Source organism: Gardnerella greenwoodii 00703Dmash, assembly GCF_000263635.1.
GTDB classification, from domain to species: domain Bacteria; phylum Actinomycetota; class Actinomycetes; order Actinomycetales; family Bifidobacteriaceae; genus Bifidobacterium; species Bifidobacterium greenwoodii.
This window is the reverse complement of sequence record NZ_ADEV01000007.1, coordinates 55,655-75,997: the sequence shown is the minus strand read 5'-3', so window position 1 is coordinate 75,997 and position 20,343 is coordinate 55,655. Positions and strand designations below refer to the sequence as shown.

The following is a 20,343-nucleotide window of genomic DNA, read 5'->3' as shown; positions in this document are numbered from 1 at the left end:
TTTTTTGTGTTGCATTTTCCTTAATACAACACGCTTCTCGGCGCCCACACCTTCAAGCGCCACGTCCCTGCTAAAAAATATCTTACCTTGAACCGCATAAAACGAAATTTTACAATTTTTCGATTGGAGCGACTCGAAGCATTAAGCGCTTTACGCCGTCAGAACCAAAATCAACTGTAATAATTGAGTTTCTGCCCTTATCTTGAGTTGCAAGAACAGTTCCTAAACCGTAAGTGTCGTGCGTAATTTTGTCTCCAACTTGGAAATCTTGAATATTGAGATTGTTGTCTTTGTCTACTACTGAGGAAGATGAGCCAAGTTTTGTCTCCCTTGTTGACGACGCGGATTTTGCGGTGATTTTGCGCGTTTTTACAGCGCTTGACTTAGACCAATTCGATTTAGAATAAGACGAACCGTAGGATTTAGAACCGTAAGAAGAGCCGGATCCGTAGGAAGAGCCGTAAGATTTGCCGGAGCCGTAAGATTTAGATCCATACGATTTGCTGGAACCATACGACCTAGATCCATAAGATTTAGATCCGTAAGAGCTTCCGCCGTAAGTTGTTTTTTCGCCAAAAGCATCGCTGTAATCGTCATCCCAGCCGCCAAAATCACTGTCGAAATCACCATCGAAATCACTGCCAAAACTGCCTCCGCGCGCACGCGAGCCACCCCAACGAGTAACATCAGCCTCTTTGCGCTTCCAATCAATCAAATCATCTGGAATCTCATCCAAAAACTGGCTCGGAAGCATATCTTGAGCCTGACCCCACTGCGCACGAACAGCAGCACGCGTCACATACAAACGCTGCTTAGCACGCGTAATTCCAACATAAGCAAGTCGGCGCTCCTCGCAAAGCTCGCCATCGTCTTCCAAAGCGCGCGCATGCGGAAAAGTACCCTGCTCCATGCCTGTTAAGAACACAACCGGATACTCCAAGCCCTTAGCTGTGTGAAGCGTCATCAAGGTAACTTTGCCAGTGTCCTCATTTTCGTCCGGCAACTGATCCGAATCCGCCACAAGAGCCGTCGTTTCAAGGAAACCAGCCACGCTGGCATCCGGCGTATTCTGCTCATACTCGGCCGCAACCGACTGCAATTGCGACAAATTATCCACGCGCGAAGCATCCTGCGGATCTTCCGAACGCTGCAAATCTTCCAGCAAACCGCTGTCTTTTAAAATGCTGTCAATAACTTTTGAAGGCTTCGAATCGTTATCTTGCATGCACGTCATCAAATTGTGCATAAGATCTCGAAACTCTTTAAGCTTTGCTTCAGTGCGAGTTGGCATGCCTTCGATTGACTCCAAATGCTCCAAAGCTTGCCAGAAGCTCACTCCCTGAGTTTGCGCATACAAGGTAAGTAAAGATTCTGCGCGAGGCCCCAGTCCGCGCTTTGGAACGTTCAAAATTCGGCGCATATTCACGTCGTCGTCCGGATTTGCCATGGACTGCAAATACGCGAGCGCATCCTTTACTTCGCGGCGCTCATAAAACTTTGTGCCGCCAACCAGCTGATACGGCAAGCCCGCCTTAACAAGCGCATCTTCCAGCGAACGCGACTGCGCATTTGCGCGGTACATAATTGCAATATCCGAGTAGGAAACGCCTTCCTCGCCAGCTAATCGCGCTATTTCCCCAGCAATCCAAGCCGCTTCCTGCTGAGCGCTGTCTGCAGCGTAGCCGCAAATTGGAGCACCCTGGCCTAAAGCCGTCCACAATTTTTTAGGCTTACGGCCCTGATTATGCGAAATAACAGCGTTTGCAGCGTCCAAAATAGTTTGCGTAGAGCGATAGTTTTGCTCAAGCATAATAGTCGTTGCGTTCGGGAAATCTTTTTCAAAGTCTTGAATATTGCGAATATCTGCGCCGCGGAAAGCGTAAATTGACTGGTCGGAGTCGCCGACGACGGTGATTGATGCAGGAGGATCAACGGATTGTGATTGCTGCTGCAACTGCTGCGACTGATGTACCGCATTTGCGTTACTTTGCTTTACATCCACTCCCGCAAGCTCTCGAACAAGCTCATACTGCGCGTGATTAGTATCCTGATACTCGTCAACCAAAATATAGCGGAACTTGTGACGGTAGTATTTAGCAACTTCCGGAGCTTCTCGCATAAGCTGCACGGTTCGCATAATCAAATCGTCAAAATCAACAGCATTAGCCTGAGCCAAACGATGCTGATATTCCGCATAAATCGAAGCATACACGGCCTCAGCATTCCCAGCGTGCGCAATCTGCTGACCCAAAACGCCCGGCTTGTAATCGTTGGCATACATGTCTAGCTGCTCTCGCCAACCAATCAAACTATTCTTGCAATCCGAAATCTTCGCCAAAATATTTCGCGGAGTAAAGCGCTTAATATCAACGTTAAGCTCGGTTGCAATCATTTTTACTAAACGCTCACAATCGGCAGTATCGTAAATAGAAAATCCCTGTTTTAAGCCAATACTTTGACCCGACCTGCGAAGTATTTTCACACATGCGGAATGGAAAGTCGAAACCCACATTGTATTTGCTTCGCTTCCAATAAGACTGCTTAAACGTTCGCGCATTTCGGCTGCGGCTTTGTTGGTAAAAGTGATTGCTAAAATTTGGCTTGGCCACGCGCCTTTTTGGCTTAAAATCCAGGCGATTCTGCGCGTAAGAACTCGTGTTTTGCCACTACCCGCGCCTGCGCCAATAAGAAGAGCCGGGCCGTCGTACTGCACGGCTTTAGATTGCTGCGGATTTAAGCCTTCGAGTAAAGATTTTTTAATTACGCACATATTTAATCAGGTTTACCACATACTGCAGTCGTTTTTGCGCGATTTGTGTCACACGTTTGGGTATGCTTGAGCGTACTGCAATTTAATAAGCAAGTGCAATCTGCAAATGTAATCGGCAATGCAATCTGCTGTAATTGCAATGTACTTGCAATATAAGTTACGCAAGAAGGGGAACATCGTGCAAGAACTGGAAGAACGCATCCTAAAAGACGGTATTGTAAAACCTGGAAACGTTTTGAAAGTAGACGCTTTTTTGAACCATCAGTGCGATGTTGAGCTGTTTGACCACATGGGAGCCGCGTGGGCTGAGCATTTTCGCGATGCTGGCATTAATAAGATTCTTACGATTGAAGCTTCCGGCATTGGTATTGCTTGCGTTGCTGCACGTCACTTTGGAAATATTCCCGTGGTTTTTGCCAAGAAAGCACAGTCGATTAACCTCGATGGCGACCAATACGTTTCCACCGTATTTTCCTTTACAAAGCAGCGCGAGTTTCCGGTAATTGTGTCTCGCAAGTATTTAAGTGCGGAAGATCGCGTGCTTATTTTGGATGATTTTTTGGCTAACGGCAAGGCTTTGCAAGGTTTGATTGATATTTGCGACCACGCTGGAGCTACGGTTGCAGGAATTGGCATTGCGATTGAAAAGGGATTCCAAGGCGGTGGCGACGCGCTTAGAGAAGCCGGGTACGACTTGGATTCGCTGGCGATTGTTGATGCGATGGATGCTGTTGACGGCTCAATTTCGTTCCGTAAGTAAATAGTGTGCGTATTTAGACGCGCAAACTCACTGAAGTAAGTTTAATTGTGAAAAAACCGAGAAGAATTTTTTGAGACTCTCGATTTTGCTCAAGAATACGATAAAGTAGTCCGGTTGGTATGTTGCAATACAGATGCAACAAACAATTGATTAGGTGGCTAAACATATGACTGAAGTGGTGATTGCAAGCGCTGTACGCACGCCTATTGGCAAATTCGGCGGCAGCTTATCTTCGCTTTCCTCAGTTGATTTAGGAACGATTGCCGCAAAAGCCGCAATCGAACGCGCAGGTCTTAATGCTCAAGACGTAGATCAAGCCATTTTCGGCAACGTTTTGCAAGCTGGCAGCGGTCAGAACGTAGCTCGCCAAATCGCATTGCGCGCAGGACTCGACACTTCCAGTTGCGCAATGACTATTAACGAAGTATGCGGATCCGGCTTAAAAGCAGTGCGCTTGGCACAATCTGCAATCGTTATGGGGGACGCGCAAGTTGTTGTTGCAGGCGGCACAGAAAGCATGAGCAACGTGCCATTTTACGCAACTAACTCGCGATTTAGCGGTCATCGCTATGGAAACTTTTCGCTTATTGACGGCCTACAGCGCGACGGCTTAAACGACGCTTTTACAGGCGACGCAATGGGCGTTACTGCGGAAAATGTTGCCGCAAAATTTGGTATTACTCGTGAAGCTCAAGATATTTTTGCGCTTAAATCTCACCAAAAAGCTGTTGCAGCTATTAAACGAGGTGATTTTGACTCCGAAATTGTGCCAGTAACGCTTGCAGACGGAACTGTTGTAGCGCGAGACGAACATCCTCGCGAAGACACGTCTTTAGAGCAGTTGTCTAAATTGCGCACGCTGTTTAAAGCGTCGGAAGAAAATGCAGGCGCAGAGCACGAAGTTAGCGAGCGCGAATCTACCGTAACTGCCGGAAACGCAAGCGGAATCAACGACGGAGCTGCAGCCTTAGTACTTATGAGCAAAGATTACGCGCAAGAGCACGGAATCGAATATATTGCGCAAATTGTGGGATTTGCAGAAGGCGGAATCGACCCAGATTTAATGGGATACGCTCCAAAACACGTGATGGAACGCATGCTCCGCTCAACCGGAAGCAGCGTTGAAAGCATTGATTTGTTTGAGATTAACGAAGCTTTTGCAGCGCAGAGCATTGCGGTTTCTGAGCAACTTCATATTGATGAGGCAAAACTCAACGTACGTGGCGGAGCGATTGCGCTCGGCCACCCTCTGGGAGCTAGTGGAGCGAGGATTTTGACAACGCTTATGTACGCTTTGCGAGACAGTAATAAGAAAAACGGCGTGGCAGCTCTTTGCGTTGGCGGCGGAATTGGCGTTGCAATGCAGATTAGAATGCGAAGCAATTAAGCTAGAATGCTAAACAATCAAGTTAAAAGGCGAAGCAATTAAGCTAGAATGCGAAGCAATCAGTAGCCTTCGTAGTCGGTAAAATCATGAGGTGATTTCGATGACTGCTTTTCGTGAATTAAGCGTGGAAAATCGCATCAAAACCTTGCAAAATGATGGCGCAATAAACGAATCTGAAGCAACTTTTTTGCTTAAGCAGCTTTCGGAAAGTTCCGACACTACAATTCCTGCGGATGTTGCGAATCATATGATTGAGCATCAGATTGGAAAGTACACTCTGCCGGTTGGCGTTGTGCGCGGGCTGATTGTGAACGGAAAAGCGCGGGACGTGCTGGTTGCAACCGAGGAGCCGTCCGTGATTGCGGCGGCGTGCAATGGGGCGAGGATTGCGACTGCGGCTTGTGATGCGGCAGGTGTTGCGGCTGTTGATGATGAATGCGGAATTATTGCGCACTCCCCACAATACGTAACCACCGCGCAAATCGCTTTTGAAGACGCGGACGGGAGCGTGGCGGCGCGTTTGCGCGAGATTATTGAGGATTGTGCAAAGGTTGAAGAGCTTCTGCGCGTTGCAAACGAGTCACACCCATCAATGAGTAAAAGGGGCGGCGGCGCGCGAAAATGCCGCGCTTTAGCTTTGCACGGCTTCGCCAAACTAGAGATTGACGTAGACACATGCGATGCAATGGGCGCAAACACAGTGAACACTATGGGCGAAGCCGTCAAAGCCCAGCTGGAAAGCTGGCTCGGCGTTGAGGCGCTTGTGGCGATTCTTACCAACACAAGCCGCGTTGCCAGCACAGCAGAAGTGCGAATACCGGTTGAAGCCTTAGCTTCAAGGCGGCTTGAAGAAGCTAAACGCGAAGGCGAAGGAAAGCGCCTCGCACGCCGAATCGCGGCATTAAGCGCACTAGCCGCCAGCGACCCTGAACGCGCCGCCACGCACAACAAAGGAATCCTAAACGGCATTGCAGGAGCCGCGCTCGCGTCCGGAAATGATACGCGAGCGCTAGAAGCGGCAGCACACGCGTGGGCGGCGCGCTCCGGCCGCTACCTACCACTGTCAACGTGGAACACCGAAAGCTTAAACGAGCAAACCATACTCCACGGTCGTATTGAAATTCCCCTACAAGTCGGCATTGTTGGCGGCTCAATCTCATCTCTTCCAATGGCAAAACTCGCAATCAAAATCGGCAAATATAAAAACGCAAACGACTTTAGAAACACGCTTGCAGCTTTAGGATTGGTGCAAAATCTTGCGGCACTTCGCGCGTTGGCAGGCCCAGGAATTCAGGCCGGTCACATGGCATTGCAGGCCTCAAATCTTGCAATCGCAGCCGGCGCTAAGGGCGAAGAAATCGAGAAAATCGCAAAAAATCTTCTGCAACTTAGTCCTGCAGAAAGAACTACGAAAAAAGTTGAGCAATTACTTAAAATATTTCGCGAATCAAGTAAAAATTGAGGAAAAAATGAATACCACAACCCCACTTACAGTCGGCATCGACCGCATCTCATTCGCCACGCCGCACTACTACTTAAACCTCACGGATCTTGCAAACGCGCGCGGAATCGACCCTAATAAATTCACAATCGGAATCGGCCAAAGCGAGCAATCCGTGCCGCCAAATCACCAAGACATCGTCACCCTCGCCGCCCAAGCCGCTCTCCCACTCCTGCCATACATCAGCAGCAATCGCCTCAAAATGCTAATCGTCGGCACAGAAAGCGGCGTTGACGCAAGCAAATCCAGCGCGCTATACGTTCAAAATCTGCTAAAACTCACTCCGTGGGTGCGTGTCGTTGAAGTAAAAGAGGCTTGCTATGGCGGCACCGCAGCTTTGATGATGGCATGCGATTATGTGCGCGCGCACGCCAAAAAAGATCCGCAAGTGCTAGTAATTGCGTCCGATATTGCGCGCTACGGTCTTGCTACCCCTGGCGAAGTAACGCAAGGCGCTGGGGCTGTGGCGATGCTTGTAAGCGCGAATCCGCACGTGCTTAAAATTAACGACGACAGCGTTGTAAAATCCGCGGATATTCAGGACTTTTGGCGACCAGTTTACCAAGACACCGCTCTTGCTCGCGGCAAGTTTTCAACAGAGCAGTACATAGAATTTTTCTGCGACGTGTGGCAAAAGTATTGCGCGCAAAACGATTGCAATTTCAACGATTTTGCAGGGTTATGCTTCCACTTGCCGTATACGAAAATGGGTTTGAAAGCGCTTAAAGCGGCGATGGACTCTTGCGATAATTCTTGCGCAGATTCTTGCAACACCGCCAATTCTTGCGCTGCTGCCAACTTAAGCGAGTCGTCGCGCAATCGCTTGCTTTCGCGCTACGAAACCAGCACGAAGTACAGTCGTCGCGTAGGCAATATTTATACGGGATCCCTGTATTTGGGATTGCTTTCTTTGCTTGAGCTAGACGGACTTGAGCCAGACGGACTTGAGTCAGACGAATCTACTCACAAAAATAACGAGCTTCATCCACTTAAAAGCGGTGATAAAATCGGCCTATTTTCTTACGGATCCGGCGCTGTTGGCGAGTTCTTTAGCGCAACTCTTGTGCCAGGATTTAAAGACGCGCTGTTTACTCAAGAGCACGCGGATATGCTCGATTCTCGAGTGCGATTAAACGTTGCAGATTACGAAGCGATGTTTTCTAGCGTTGCGCCTTACGCTCCGGAAGATTTCGTAAGCGATACGTCTCACCGCGAGCGCGCACACTTCTTCCTAGACTGCATCGCCTCGCAAGAGCGCCACTATAGCTCGAACTAAAGCGAGCCACGAGGCACACGACCCAAACTACTCACCCTTGCGCAGCCTCAGCCGCGCAGCCTCACCCGCGCTGTCTCACCCGCGCAGCCTCAGCCGCGCATCCTCACACGCGCAGTTTCACCAGCGCAGCCGCTCTACTCGCTATACTCCTTTATCAAATGAATCTCGCCCACAGTAGGTTGACGAGCCGGCAATTCCATCCAATTTCCACCGTCATAGCCACCTGGGCGAGCCGCAACCATAATCTTTTTGCCAGCATACTTTTCAACAAACGCAGCCTGATCTTTATCCGAATTATCAAATCGAACAGAAACAAGATCAAATATCATGTGACTTGGCATAAACCCACCATACATTCCAGTGCAAAAACCGTTACCAGAACGCTTCTGATCTAATGCAATAATGTCAAAAGTACCGTTTCCTACGTCTCCTTCGTTAAGAGATTTCATAACTTCATCCTTAGCATTTGGATCATTTGGAGTAATGCCAGGATAATCGTACGCTTCTTCAGCACTCAACCTCTTAACAGTTCCAGAAAAAACTTGATACCCTTTTTCGAGCCACTCGTTAATAGTTTTATTCATCTTCTTCTGCTCAGGAGTTAAATTCGGGGTATCAATCAGATTGTTTATATCAGTTAAGTCATTAACGGACACAAATTTTGGATACACAAAATTTTGCAAACCAGCCAACGAGCCTGTAGTAAATTTGGTCTTAAATTCTATAGGCTTAGCAACGTCAACCGTAGATTTATCAAAACTCTTACCATTAATTTTGTATGTATACACATGCCAAGGAAGACCATCAACACCATCATTTCCAGGAGTTTGATACGATCTTGCAACAACAATACCGTCATGATTACCGCCGAAGAACATAGTTCCACGCTCTTCATAAATATCATGCTTATCTATAATGTCCGGATACGAAACAATCTTCCCATTTTTGTACGAGAATACGTGAATATATTGATCTTCACCAATATTGAAATCTTCAGACGCAGTAACAACCATTTCCGGAATATTGTCGCCATCAATATCCCACAATGCGTAGTAATAGCTGTAATGCTGAGGGAAATTAGTAGAAGTATAAGATCCGCTATCAATCAAATTTTTGTAAGCTTTACCGGCATTTGAAATAATATCGTCTTGAGTTAAAGCTTTAGGCGCGTTTGCGTTATTAAAAGCGTTACCTGCAGCATTCGGATTAGAATTTGCGCCGCGAGTTGATGAAGAATTATTATTTGAGCGGAAGTACCATACGCAAGTGCATACAACTAGCACAATTACAACAACAGCGGAAATTACGGTAATAATAAGATTCTTAGGTTGACTTAGTGCTGCAAAGAACTTGGAAAACTTCTGTTTAACTGGATTAAGCTGCTGTGTATAAGCCGACGGTTGCGATTGCTGGTATTGCTGCGATTGCTGAGCCTGCTGAGGCGTGTAAGTCTGTTGCGGCTGCGTATGAGTCTGCGGCTGCTGAGAAGCTTCATCTTCTACTCTTGCACCGCATTTTGTGCAAAACTTGGCTGTACCATCAATAGGATTACCACAATTAATGCAAAACATACGAAACCTTCTCTCACGCAGCAAACCATAAGCTAAATCGCATAACCATCATCAATTCTAATAGATAAACGACAAAATAAATAATAAAAAAGCTCTGTGCTGTGTTACGTGAGTCTTAAACCCAAGTAACACCGCACAGAGCCAATGCTTAAGTTCAATCAACGCAAGCAAACAAGCAAACCGCTAAAGCAATCTGCCTGCCACACGCGTTTCGTAAAATCTCGTAAAATTTCGCAATCTAGCAATCTAGCAATCTCGTAAATTCCGCAAATTCCGAAATCCCGTAATCACGCAATCCCGTAATCACGCAATCTCGTAAAATTTACAAAACTGCTACCGAAAGCTACCTACTACTCAGCCACAACCTTCACGGTGAAGGAAGCGGTGATTTCTGGGTGCAACGCTACGGTTGCTGGGAACTCACCAGTGGTCTTAATAGCAGCAACCTTGATTGCGCGAGCTTCCACAGCGGCCTTTGGAGCCAAAGCAGCAGCAATCTTCTCGGCAGAAATGCCACCGAAGAGCTTGCCAGACTCGGAAACCTTAGCAGAAAGCTCCACAACAGTGCCTTCAATCTGAGCCTTAGCTGCAACAGCCTCTTCGCGAGTAGCAACAGCCTTAGCCAAACGAGCGCGACGCATTGCTTCAATCTGGGAAGCAGCACCCTTATTCCATGCAAAAGCTAAACCTTGTGGAATAAGGTAGTTACGAGCATAGCCAGCCTTAACTTCAACAACGTCACCAGAGTGACCGAGGTTGGCAACAGTCTTGGTAAGAATAACCTTAGTTTCAGCCATTGTTACAACCTCTCAATCAGCGACCGGTAGTGGCGTATGGAAGCAAAGCCATTTCGCGAGCGTTCTTCACGGCCTTCGCGATCTTGCGCTGTTCCTGCACGGTTACGCCGGTAATACGACGGGAACGAATCTTGCCGCGGTCAGAAACGAACTTGCGCAGCAAAGCAACGTCTTTATAATCAATTTCAGTAATCTTGGCAGCCTTCAGAGGATTTGGCTTCTTCTTGAAAGGCTTGACCGGTGGTTGCGGCCTCTTGCGTGACATAAGATGTCCTCTCTCAAATCCGTTATGCTATTTGTTCGCATAACATTTAACTGATGATGAAATTATTAGTATTAAGCAAATAATATTAAGCAATATTAAGTAAACAGCCTAGAATTCCGGCTCTTCTGCGTCGCCGCCAAAATCAGCGCCGGCACCGAAAGTAGTAAATCCGTCGTTAGTTGGTGCAGAACTCCAAGGATCTGCTCCAGCATTCGCGTTAGAAGCAGCTTGACTTGCAGCGTAATTTGCGCCGCCAGCATAACCGCCGCCCTGAGCGAAGTTAGGTTTACTTGCGCCGTTCGCGCCGCTACCAGCTACAGCTGCACGAGATCCGCCAGCAAAACCAGCTGCGGAAGTCTGTCGATTAACCTGAGCAGTTGCGTAACGCAAAGACGGACCAATCTCATCGATAGTAAGCTCTACTACCGTGCGATTTGAACCATCTTGCGCCTGATACGAGCGCTGCGACAATCGGCCTTGCGCAATAACGCGCATACCTTTAGAAAGACTATTAGCGCAATGCTCTGCAAGATCTCGCCATGCTGAGCAGCGCATAAACAATGCAGGACCGTCCTCGAACTGATTCGTATTACGATTGAACGTACGAGGTGTAGACGCAATGGTAAAGCTTGCAACTGAAGCACCATTAGAAAGCGACCTTAATTCAGGATCTGCCGTGAGATTTCCCACAACAGTGATAATTGTTTCGCCTGCCATAGTTTGCCTTTTCTTTCTCGCTTTTGCTTGATTTATTTACTTAGCGTCCTTGCGAAGAATCTTCGTGCGGATTACAGACTCGTTAAGGTTCAAAACACGGTCAAGCTCGTCGCTTACAGCTGGCTCAGCAGTGTAGTTAACCACAACGTAGTTACCTTCAGTCTTACCTTCGATTTCGTAAGCGAACTTGCGACGACCCCAGTAATCGGTACCGTCAACAGAACCGCCCTCGTTGGTGACGAGCTCAAGATACTGCTCGGTCAACTTCTTAAGACCGTGCTCATCCAGCTCAGGATTTGCAATGAACATCAGTTCATACTTATGTGCAGACATCACCCACCTCCTTCGGACTATCGGCTATGGACTTTCCACAGCAGGAGTGTGTTTGCAAATATGCGCAGCGTTAAAACCGCACATAACTTGGCTATTCTACCCCGCGCTCGCGACGACATAGTTAAGCAATAAAAGTGAAAGACGGAAGCGCAAAATTCCGACCAAAACGACAACAAACGCCGGAGAATTACACGGCAAATGTTTCCCAAATCCGCAAAACCGACAACAAATGCCGTAGAAAAACACGGCAAATGTTTCCAAAACCGACCAAAACGACTTAAGAGCGAGCAGTTTAGGTCGTCGCGCTACGCGCGCTCGTGAATATTAACCATGCGAGTCGCAATCAGCTCCGGCGTAAGCGACTCATGCACCGGCTGCACCGACTCCGTATTAAGCGCGGCCGCAGCAACAGCAAAACGACCAGTCTTAGCTGGATCAAACTCGTTGTATCGCGCATAAATCAACGCCGCCGTCGCAACATCGCTAGAACCGTTGTCGTTTCCAACAGCCTCAACGCCAACGTTTCCATTGCCGTGCGCAAGCATCATTCGCTGCACGCGCTTTACAGGCACAGGGTAAAACGCCACTCCCTCATCTGCCACACCGTAAGCCACGCCCGCGCGACCAGCATTCACAAACACATTCTTCACACCGCGCTTAAGCAACGCACCCGCGCAACGCGTCGCGGAACGCTCGTCAATCGCATTAATTCCAGTAAGTGCTTGCGATTCTGCAGTATCCAGCACAAGCGTATCAATTTTAGACAATCTCGACAGCACGCGCGGAGCCTTCGCATCCGTAATCGCGCGCACAACAATCGGACGACGATACCTATCGCACAACCACTCAAGCGACTTCTGCGGAATATTCGTATCAAGCACCAAAATATCTGCGTTTTCAATAATCGACATGCGTTCGCGCAGAAAATCAGGAGTCATATGATCATAAATACTCATGTCGTCCAAGGCGAGCAAACGCTGACCAGAAGCGTCGCCAACGTACATGTAAGAAGCGGTCATAGAATCCGGAAGCTGCTTTGCGTAACCAATATCTAAGCCGTTTGCAGCAGCATCAATGCGGAACAATTCGCCATTGTGGTCGCCGCCGTACACTGAAACCATGCTTGTTCGCATGTTAAGTCGCTCCAAAGCAACAGCAATATTTCGTCCAACACCACCGAGCATGTAGCGCACGCGCGAAGCGTTAGACGTGTAATCCATTAAATCTCCGCAAGCAATTCCCAGCACGTCCATGCTGATGCCGCCAACAACGGTTACGTAGCTTGGAGGCGTAACAATATAGCCCTTGCCGCGCAAGTAGCCTTTGCGAATGAGATTAGAGATATGCGCCGCAACACCAGAACGAGTAATACCTGCAAGATTTGCAAGTTCCTGTTGACTAATCATTGGATTTTGTTGAATCCAAGCCAAGATTTGCTGTTCACGTTCAGTCATTGTAGGCCTCATCTCTATTGCTATTACAAATGATCCTTACCTTTGCTTACTTTCTAGGATATTCACAAATCTCATAATATGCACGTAAATTTATAAAATTTTATATATTTTTGTTTATTTTTGTGCCAGGAACTACCATTTCAGGAGTTTTGTTGGTTAGATTTGGGTTGATTTGGGTTGATTTGGTTTGGTTTGGTTTGATTTGGCTTGATTTGGGTTGATTTGGTTTGGTTTGGTTTGGTTTGGTTTGATTAAGTTTGATTGACTGCGCAAGTTTAGTTGCTTACGATTTGCGCGCGTCCGCCTCTAGTAAAGTCTAAAACAGCTCCGGCAAGATTCGTCAAATTTGTAAGATGCACGTCATCGCGCAAAATTTCAGCAGCATCATCTCGCGCCTGCGCAATAATCTTCGCATCTTGAACAACGCGCAAAAGCTTCAAACTCGAGCTTCCACCAGACTGCGAATCGCCCAAAACGTCGCCAACATTGCGCAATTCCAAATCTTTTTGCGCAATAACCGCTCCATCAAGGGATTTTTCAACAACCTGCAAACGCTCCTGAGCAACTGTGTCACCATCAGTTTGCGCAACCAAAAACGCCCAAGAATTCGTGCCACCGCGCCCAACTCGACCACGCAACTGGTGCAATTGCGCAAGACCGAATCGATCCGCATCAAAAATCACAATGCAGCTTGCCTGAGGCACGTCAACGCCCACCTCAATCACAGTAGTTGCAACCAAAACCTGCACGTCTCCGCGCAAAAAACGCTCCATAGTTTCGCGCTTTGTTGCGTCGTCGTCGCGGCCGGTAAGCTGAGCAAACTTAATACCTTTGAACTGCGGAAGCGCGGAAAGTCGCTTTAAAATGCCGGTGACTGTGTGCAATTTGCGGGCGGGAGTAAGGTTTGCTGAATCGTCGGAAGATGCGCGAGATAAGTCGGAAGCGGTGCGAGATAAGTCGTAATTGCTACGAGATAAATCGGAATTGCCTTGCGTTAAATCATCGTCGCTTTCTAAATCATCGTCCTCAATATGCGCGCAGACCACGTACGCGCGCTCCCCCGCATCAATTCTCGAACGAATATGGGCAAACATGCGCGCCATAGTAGACGCATCTGCTTCTTGCACAACAAAAGTGCGAATCGGCTTTCTGCCGCCAGGAAGTTCCGTCAAATACGAAGCATCCAAGTCGCCGAACCAGGTCATTGCGGCAGAGCGCGGAATAGGAGTTGCCGTCATTACCAAAAGATGCGGGGTGATTGAAGAAACTTCTGTATGCGAATCTTCGCTTATTTTGCGCATTAGCACATCTCGCTGCGCAACCCCAAAGCGATGCTGCTCGTCGATTATAACCAGCGCCAAATTCGTCGGCTTAAAAGTCGCGGAAAAAGCTGCGTGAGTGGCCACAATCAGCGCAGGCTCACCGCTTGCAACACTCGCAAGCACGCGGCGACGCTCGGCAAGCTTCATACCGCCAGTAACCAAAATAACAGGCACATTTAGATTCGCCCGCTTAATCATCTGCCGCAAATTTTCGGCGTGTTGAGATGCCAGAACCTGAGTTGGAGCAACCAAAACCGCCTGATACCCAGATCCGACTGCTTCCAACATTGCGCTCACAGCCACAACCGTTTTTCCGGAACCAACCTCGCCCTGCAGAAGTCTACGCATTGGGCGGCGCTCATGCATATCGCCAATAATTTCGTCAATAACCTCTTGCTGGCCGCTTGTAAGCGAAAACGGTAAACTTTCCGTAAATTTGCAGCGAAGACGAGAATTATTACAGGATTTTGCCTGATTATTTTTAGAATTTTCGCGAGATTGCAGCACAGCCACTTGCGAAACAAAAGCTTCTTCGTAGCGCAAGGTGGCAATAGCTTTGTAAAATTCGTCGGCTGATTGAGGATTGTGAATAGCGCAAATTGCTTCCGCGCGAGGCAAAAGATTGCGCTTTTTTAGCACGGATTCCGGAAGAATATTGGGGATTTGGGCGGAAAGAGCGGATGCGGAGAGCGAGGATTGCGCGGGTTGCGCAGATTGCGCAGATTGCGCGGATTGCTCGGGTTGCGCAGATTGCGCAGATTGCGAAAGTGCGGAAAGCGCGGAAAGCACAGTTTCGTGAATATGCTCGCTGGAAATCCTAGAATTTGCGTGATAAACCGGCTGCGGTGCGCAAAGCCTAGCCAAACCTTCCTCAACGCTTCCAACAGTATCGGCAGACTTATTAAAAGTATCTCGATTTTGTGAAGAATCTACTATTAAAATCTGCGGATGCGCAAACTGGAGTCGACCATTAAAAGCGCTCGACACGCCGCCAATCACAACGTTTTCGCCCACACGAAACTTAGCCGAAAGCCAATTAGCGTAAGCGCGATTTTTGGAAAAATAAATAAGTTGCGCAACTGATTGCTGATCTTGCAAAACGTTGACTTCCAGCCTAAACCCGCGGCGCGCGTTCATAGGCACGAGGTTAACCGACTGAATCTGCGCATAAAACGCAATCTCTTCGCCGATTTGAACATCACGCAAACGCGCGATTTTTAGCGGATTTGTAACCCTGAACGGGTAGTAAGTTAGCGCATCTTCGATTGTGATAATGCCAAGCGACTTCAGAGCAGAAACGCGGCGCTTGTTGCTGATTATTGAGGAAAGTGCAGCGTGCGTTTTGGCTGAGTTCGTGTGCATATTTAGCATATTTCGATTATAAATCATCCGCAAAGCATTTACGCGAGCGCGAGTTTATTTTCGTTATCCTTTAGTATCGTCTATGAGTTTTGTAACTGATTTAGTTTTTTGGTTTTGACGAGGCTAGAAAATTTGTGTTTGCGCAGGCGCGACGACCTGCTTTCGCGCAGCATTGCGCGCGCGAAAGCAACTCGGAGCGTGAGCTTGCTCAAGTTGAAAGCACGGTGTGCTTTCAACGCAAGCTCAGTAGCGAACGCGCTTTGCGCGTGAGCGTTCCTTCGTCGCTTTATTCTTAAACGTTTTTAACGATACGCTCGCGTTTTATTACGCTCGCTTGCGAAACTCGCGTTGGAAGTCCACTGGACTTCCAACTTTAGCGAGTTTCCGCATTGAAGTGCCTTCACGCGCTACGCTCTAAGCGCTCCGGCAAGTCAATGCGCAGTCCTCGTTTTATTGCTGAACACAATTTTTCCAGCCTCTCAACATACTAAATGCCAACACAAAACTCATAGACTCGTGCAGAAAGTTGCGCAAAGTGCGTGGTTTACTAAGTGCAACTAAAGTCGAAAAATTAAGCTGCGGGTGGGTGCGACTATCTATTTTTATGGTTTGTTTAGTGCGAAAAATCTCAAATCTCACCACACTAATATTCCTGCAACTAAAGTTGCAAAACCACGCTGCTGTGAAATGCGTGGTAATAATGCCCGACGTGGCGTGTGCAGCAGCACGGATGTTAGTGTTCACCGATCAACAGGAATCAGCGTCTGCAGATCACTGGTGCAAAGCTACAGGAACATTTGCGGAAGAATCTGCGAATACAAAAAAGCCCCGAGCACTGCTCAGGGCCTTACAATTTAAACGCAATCAATACGCGATTCACGCCTCAACGCGCTGAACCTTGCCAGCCTTAATGCATTTCACGCACACGCGAAGACGAACATTTTCGCCATCAATAGTGGTGCGAACCGGCTGAAGATTCGGGCGGAAGGTGCGCTTATTGCGGATATGCGAATGTGAAACACTGAAACCGGTCTGCGGTCCCTTGCCACATACTGCGCAACGAGCTGCCATAATGGACTCCCTATTTTCTTTGACTTGCAAGTCTTGCGTCATTCAACCATGCCACCGCCCGCGCAAATTACGTATTCAAATAGCCTACGCAAATAGCACAAACAAATAAGCACGCTGAACGCACAACTACACAAGTATATCACTTACCAAGACAATCCGAATGCACAAACTCCGTATTATCTCGCAAGTCCGCAACACTCTTGCACCCAAGAAGCGCCATAATTACGTGAATCTGCTCCTGCCAATCTAAAATTTGCTGCAAAAGCGCATCCTCACCCTCGTGCATAAGCGTGTGCAAAAACTCGCCAGCAACTCCCACAGCAGACGCCCCTAACGCAAGCGCGCGCACAACATCAAGAGGTGTTCTAACTCCTCCACTCGCGAAAATCTCCACCGGATCAGCTTTAAGCGCATCGCACTTTTGAATATCAATAAGCGACTCAACGGTTGTAAGACCCCAATCCGCCAAATAATCGTATCCACCGCGCGAGCGACGAGCATTCTCAATCGCCACAAAATTAGTGCCGCCGCGCCCAGAAACATCAACCGCGCGCACACCAATATTGCGCAAACGCAAAACATCTCGAGCCGTCATACCGCAGCCAGTTTCCTTCACAACAACAGGCACATGCTGAGCCTCGCACGAGCGCACAATCTGCTCAATATTTTTAAGCCAATTTCGAAAATCGCGGTCGCCTTCCGGCATCACAAGCTCTTGAGCCGCGTTCAAATGCACCTGCAGCGCGTTTGCCTGCAGCATTTCAACGGCTCGCATAGCATCGCTTTGACTCGTGCCAGCGCTTACGTTCGCCATTACAAAACCGTGCGGATTTTCGCTTCGAATCACGCTAAAAGTGGCGGATAGCGCGTTATTTTGAAGGGCGGCGCTTAAAGATCCGCTTGCGATTGCCACGCCTGTTTTTGCCGCAACGCGCGCGAGTTGTGCGTTTATTTTTTGCGCGTTGGAGCTTCCGCCGGTCATTGCGTTAATGTAGAGCGGCGAGCGCCAAAGGAAGGATGGGGTGAGGATGGATGTGCTGGCGGATGTAGCGTCGGCGCTGGCGGGTGTGCCGTCAGCAGTGGCGGATGTGCCGTCGGCTCTACTTGCCTCTTTCGCAAACACGTGCACGCTAGAGTCAACCTCGTCCAATGCCAACTGCGGCAAAGCATTCGGCATAAATCGCACGGAGTCAAAACCGGAATTTGCGCGAGGATTGTACTGAGCGTCGGCTAGGGCAAGATGCGCGTCCTTGCGATTTTGAATTGTTTGAGAAGGCTGATTTTCCGGCGCTTTAACTGCGCAAGTTTCCTGAGTTTTAGCGGCGCAAGTTTCAGCCGCTTGAACGGCGCAAGTTTCTGAATTTTCGCCGTCGTCAGGAGCTTCCGCAACTTCAATATTTAAAGGCATAATTCCGTGATTTTCCCAAGCTGACTTCATACTTTCAACCCGATTCTTTTCGTAAATTGTTGTAAGCGCAATTGCACAATCTCCTCCGCCAGCGCCGCTAGTTTTCGCCGGAATTCCGGCAAAATTGGCGTCTTCAATAAAACGCGTAAGCTTTGGAGTTTCAATTAGCGTTCCTGTAAGCGCGCTTAATTTTTGTAATAATTCGCGGTTTTGTGCAAAACAAGCAGAAATATTATTTAATTCTGATTCTTTTAGAGAAGATTTTTCTAGCGATTGCGCCAATTTCTGCACGCAAACTTCGCTTTGATTGCAAAAATCTTGATATGTAAATGGGTGAGCAATTTCGGAAGAAACGCTGCTTTCTACGCTACTTTCTACGCTGCTTACCAACTGCGCGCTAGAAGCCGGCGAACCGGTCCAACCTACCAAAAGTTTTAGCGTTTTCGGCACATTTATTCGTTTAAATTCCAGTCGCGGCCACTTTTTACGCAATAATTTACTAAAATTAGACTCGCCGGATTTTATCAAACCAAGCTCCGACTCAAGCCAGTCTCGATCGTAAGCTCGGTACAAAATCCAGCCGCCGCATGAGCTCGCGGCCACATCGCCGCCGCTGCCGGACTTCTTTACCATCGAGGAAGCAATCAGCGAAAGTTTGCAAATCGTTGACATATCAGGCTTCAAGCCGTACCACTTGCACAGCGCGCGCACGGTTGCAACAGTTATTGCAGCCGAAGATCCAAGACCATACTTTCGCCCGGATTTTGCGTCGTCGAGCTCGCTGGAAATGTGCAAATTGTATCTTTTGCGGTCCATATTTGGCGCAGAGCACTCGCATGCATAAGAGTCAATTACGCGCATTGCGGCAAAAACATACGCATATTTTTCGTCGTCTGGTATTTCGATACTTCCGTCATAAGCGCGCGTCCAAAAAATCGGCTTATAATTTTCTTTTTCAGACGCGATTACGCCGTAATATTTTCGGCTTTCCGGCACTAATGCAAGCAAATTTTCAGTAGCTAATTCGCGCAAATCACAGCGCAAATCGTCTGGCAAATTTTCATCATCAACCTTAACAGTTACATAACGATTCACCGCCGCCACAATCGCCGCCGAACCATCAACAACCGCATACTCGCCCGCAATATAAAGCTTTCCGGGAGCACTCGCCTGCACCTGAGTCATAATTTCGCCGCCTGTTTCAAACTCGCACTTACGCTTACGCCGTCGCCTGGCAAAGCAATCGTAAATTTAGCAGATTCCGCCACTCGCCCGCGCAACTCCTCAGCCGCACGCGCCGCGCAACCCGCATCCGTCAGCACCTTCACATTCGGCCCCGCATCCATCGTGGCCCAAACCGGCCAACCGCACTCGCGCATAGAGCACACAGCATTCAGCACAGCGTAAGTTTTATCCGTCAAATAATTTACAGGCGGATTTGCTTTACGCATAGTTTCATGCATTCCCAACGAATTCTGCTCCATAACCTCGCCCAGCTGCTCAATGCTGCCAACGCGAATCGCATCAAGAGCGCGCGCAAGATCCTTCTTCGACTGCTCAACCCAAGGCATGTACGCGGGCGAAGTTTCAACAGTGCGACGCATGGCAGTTCGGCTAGAAATCGGCTTTTTACTGCTGTCTAGCGTGACGACAATCATTGCGGGATTCAAATTTTTTTGAGCGAGAAGAGAAGCGGGAAGGTGACTATCAGCAGGCTCAGCAGGCTCGGAAAGCGGATCCGCAAACAAATCCGCAATCGGCTCAGCATAAGACGTTTCGTCATCCTCACCCTTATTCCAAAGCACAAATCCGCCAAAAATCGAGCGACACGCCGAACCGGAACCGCGGCGAGCAAGTCGAGAAAGTTCGCGCGGAGTCAAATTCAAGCCGGCGGCATAAGAAGCGGCAGCTGCAAGAGCCGCAGATCCGGACGCGCTAGAAGCAAGACCGGCCGCAATCGGCACGTGATTATGCGAAACAACTTTCGCTTTCGTTGAAATTCCGGCCTTTTCGCGCACCAAATCGAGCATTGCAACTACGCGAAGACGCGTGGAATCATCCGTCGGCAGAGCAAATCCGTCCAAAGTAACGAAATCGGCAGAAAGACTTTCGTCAAAATGCACGCTAGTAGTTGCGTACAAATCCGAAAGAGTGAGCGAAAGCGAGGAAGTATAAGGCAAAATCAGCCGTTCGTCGCGCTTGCCCCAATACTTAATCAGCGCAATATTCACATTCGCTTTGGCTACAGCTGAGTTAGGAGCAAGGCTTGAGTCAAACGTTACTTTTGGCTGAATTTCAACGTTTTGCATGCGATTCCTTTGCTGCGAATTGGTGGGCGCGGCTTGCGAG

15 protein-coding genes are annotated in these 20,343 nt (G+C 48.4%); 4 read left to right on the top strand and 11 right to left on the bottom strand.

The features are described 5' to 3' along the window. Window positions 1-109: 109 nt before the first annotated feature. Window positions 110-2,770 carry an ATP-dependent helicase gene (locus NG78_RS03215; protein WP_004134435.1) on the bottom strand — a complete coding sequence of 887 codons (2,661 nt, stop codon included), beginning with the start codon at window positions 2,768-2,770 and terminating at the stop codon, window positions 110-112. Window positions 2,771-2,948: 178 nt separating this feature from the next. Here NG78_RS03215 and NG78_RS03220 point away from each other — a divergent pair, with 178 nt between their 5' ends. The 4 genes from NG78_RS03220 (at window position 2,949) to NG78_RS03235 (ending at window position 7,694) form a co-directional block, all read left to right on the top strand. Then, on the top strand, window positions 2,949-3,530 hold the full coding sequence (locus tag NG78_RS03220; protein WP_004134434.1) for a xanthine phosphoribosyltransferase: 582 nt from the start codon (window positions 2,949-2,951) through the stop codon (window positions 3,528-3,530). A 166-nt stretch (window positions 3,531-3,696) separates the two neighbouring features. After that, window positions 3,697-4,917, top strand: coding sequence for a thiolase family protein (locus NG78_RS03225; RefSeq protein WP_004134431.1), 1,221 nt, complete (start codon window positions 3,697-3,699; stop codon window positions 4,915-4,917). Between the two features lie 100 nt (window positions 4,918-5,017). Next, the gene (locus NG78_RS03230) at window positions 5,018-6,379 is read left to right on the top strand and encodes a hydroxymethylglutaryl-CoA reductase, degradative (RefSeq protein WP_004134429.1); all 1,362 of its coding nucleotides are present in this window, start codon (window positions 5,018-5,020) and stop codon (window positions 6,377-6,379) included. A gap of 7 nt (window positions 6,380-6,386) precedes the next feature. Then, on the top strand, window positions 6,387-7,694 hold the full coding sequence (locus NG78_RS03235) for a hydroxymethylglutaryl-CoA synthase family protein (RefSeq protein WP_032837762.1): 1,308 nt from the start codon (window positions 6,387-6,389) through the stop codon (window positions 7,692-7,694). A 134-nt stretch (window positions 7,695-7,828) separates the two neighbouring features. Here NG78_RS03235 and NG78_RS03240 read toward each other — a convergent pair whose 3' ends face one another. The 10 genes from NG78_RS03240 to mvaD form a co-directional block, all read right to left on the bottom strand. Then, window positions 7,829-9,265 carry a zinc ribbon domain-containing protein gene (locus NG78_RS03240; protein WP_004134424.1) on the bottom strand — a complete coding sequence of 479 codons (1,437 nt, stop codon included), beginning with the start codon at window positions 9,263-9,265 and terminating at the stop codon, window positions 7,829-7,831. A 350-nt stretch (window positions 9,266-9,615) separates the two neighbouring features. After that, window positions 9,616-10,062: a 50S ribosomal protein L9 gene (gene rplI / locus NG78_RS03245; RefSeq protein ID WP_004134422.1), complete on the bottom strand. Its 447-nt coding sequence runs from the start codon at window positions 10,060-10,062 to the stop codon at window positions 9,616-9,618. 16 nt (window positions 10,063-10,078) lie between these two features. Then, window positions 10,079-10,327, bottom strand: a complete 249-nt coding sequence (rpsR, locus tag NG78_RS03250; protein WP_004105399.1) for a 30S ribosomal protein S18 — start codon at window positions 10,325-10,327, stop codon at window positions 10,079-10,081. Between the two features lie 108 nt (window positions 10,328-10,435). Next, complete coding sequence (locus NG78_RS03255) at window positions 10,436-11,044, bottom strand: single-stranded DNA-binding protein (RefSeq protein WP_004134419.1); 609 nt, start codon at window positions 11,042-11,044, stop codon at window positions 10,436-10,438. Window positions 11,045-11,080: 36 nt separating this feature from the next. After that, complete coding sequence (rpsF, locus tag NG78_RS03260) at window positions 11,081-11,377, bottom strand: 30S ribosomal protein S6 (protein WP_004128903.1); 297 nt, start codon at window positions 11,375-11,377, stop codon at window positions 11,081-11,083. A gap of 305 nt (window positions 11,378-11,682) precedes the next feature. After that, entirely contained in the window at window positions 11,683-12,831 is a 1,149-nt protein-coding gene (locus tag NG78_RS03265) for a PfkB family carbohydrate kinase (protein ID WP_004134418.1), read from the bottom strand. 275 nt (window positions 12,832-13,106) lie between these two features. Beyond that, the gene (locus NG78_RS03270; protein WP_004134417.1) at window positions 13,107-15,542 is read right to left on the bottom strand and encodes an ATP-dependent DNA helicase RecG; all 2,436 of its coding nucleotides are present in this window, start codon (window positions 15,540-15,542) and stop codon (window positions 13,107-13,109) included. Between the two features lie 849 nt (window positions 15,543-16,391). Beyond that, on the bottom strand, window positions 16,392-16,586 hold the full coding sequence (gene rpmB, locus NG78_RS03275) for a 50S ribosomal protein L28 (protein ID WP_004105392.1): 195 nt from the start codon (window positions 16,584-16,586) through the stop codon (window positions 16,392-16,394). A gap of 139 nt (window positions 16,587-16,725) precedes the next feature. Then, entirely contained in the window at window positions 16,726-19,179 is a 2,454-nt protein-coding gene (gene fni / locus NG78_RS03280; RefSeq protein ID WP_004134415.1) for a type 2 isopentenyl-diphosphate Delta-isomerase, read from the bottom strand. Further along, a complete protein-coding gene (mvaD, locus tag NG78_RS03285; RefSeq protein ID WP_004134412.1) occupies window positions 19,176-20,303 on the bottom strand; it encodes a diphosphomevalonate decarboxylase in 1,128 nt (375 codons plus the stop codon). Before mvaD ends, fni begins: the two co-directional genes overlap by 4 nt. Between the last annotated feature and the right edge of the window lie 40 nt (window positions 20,304-20,343).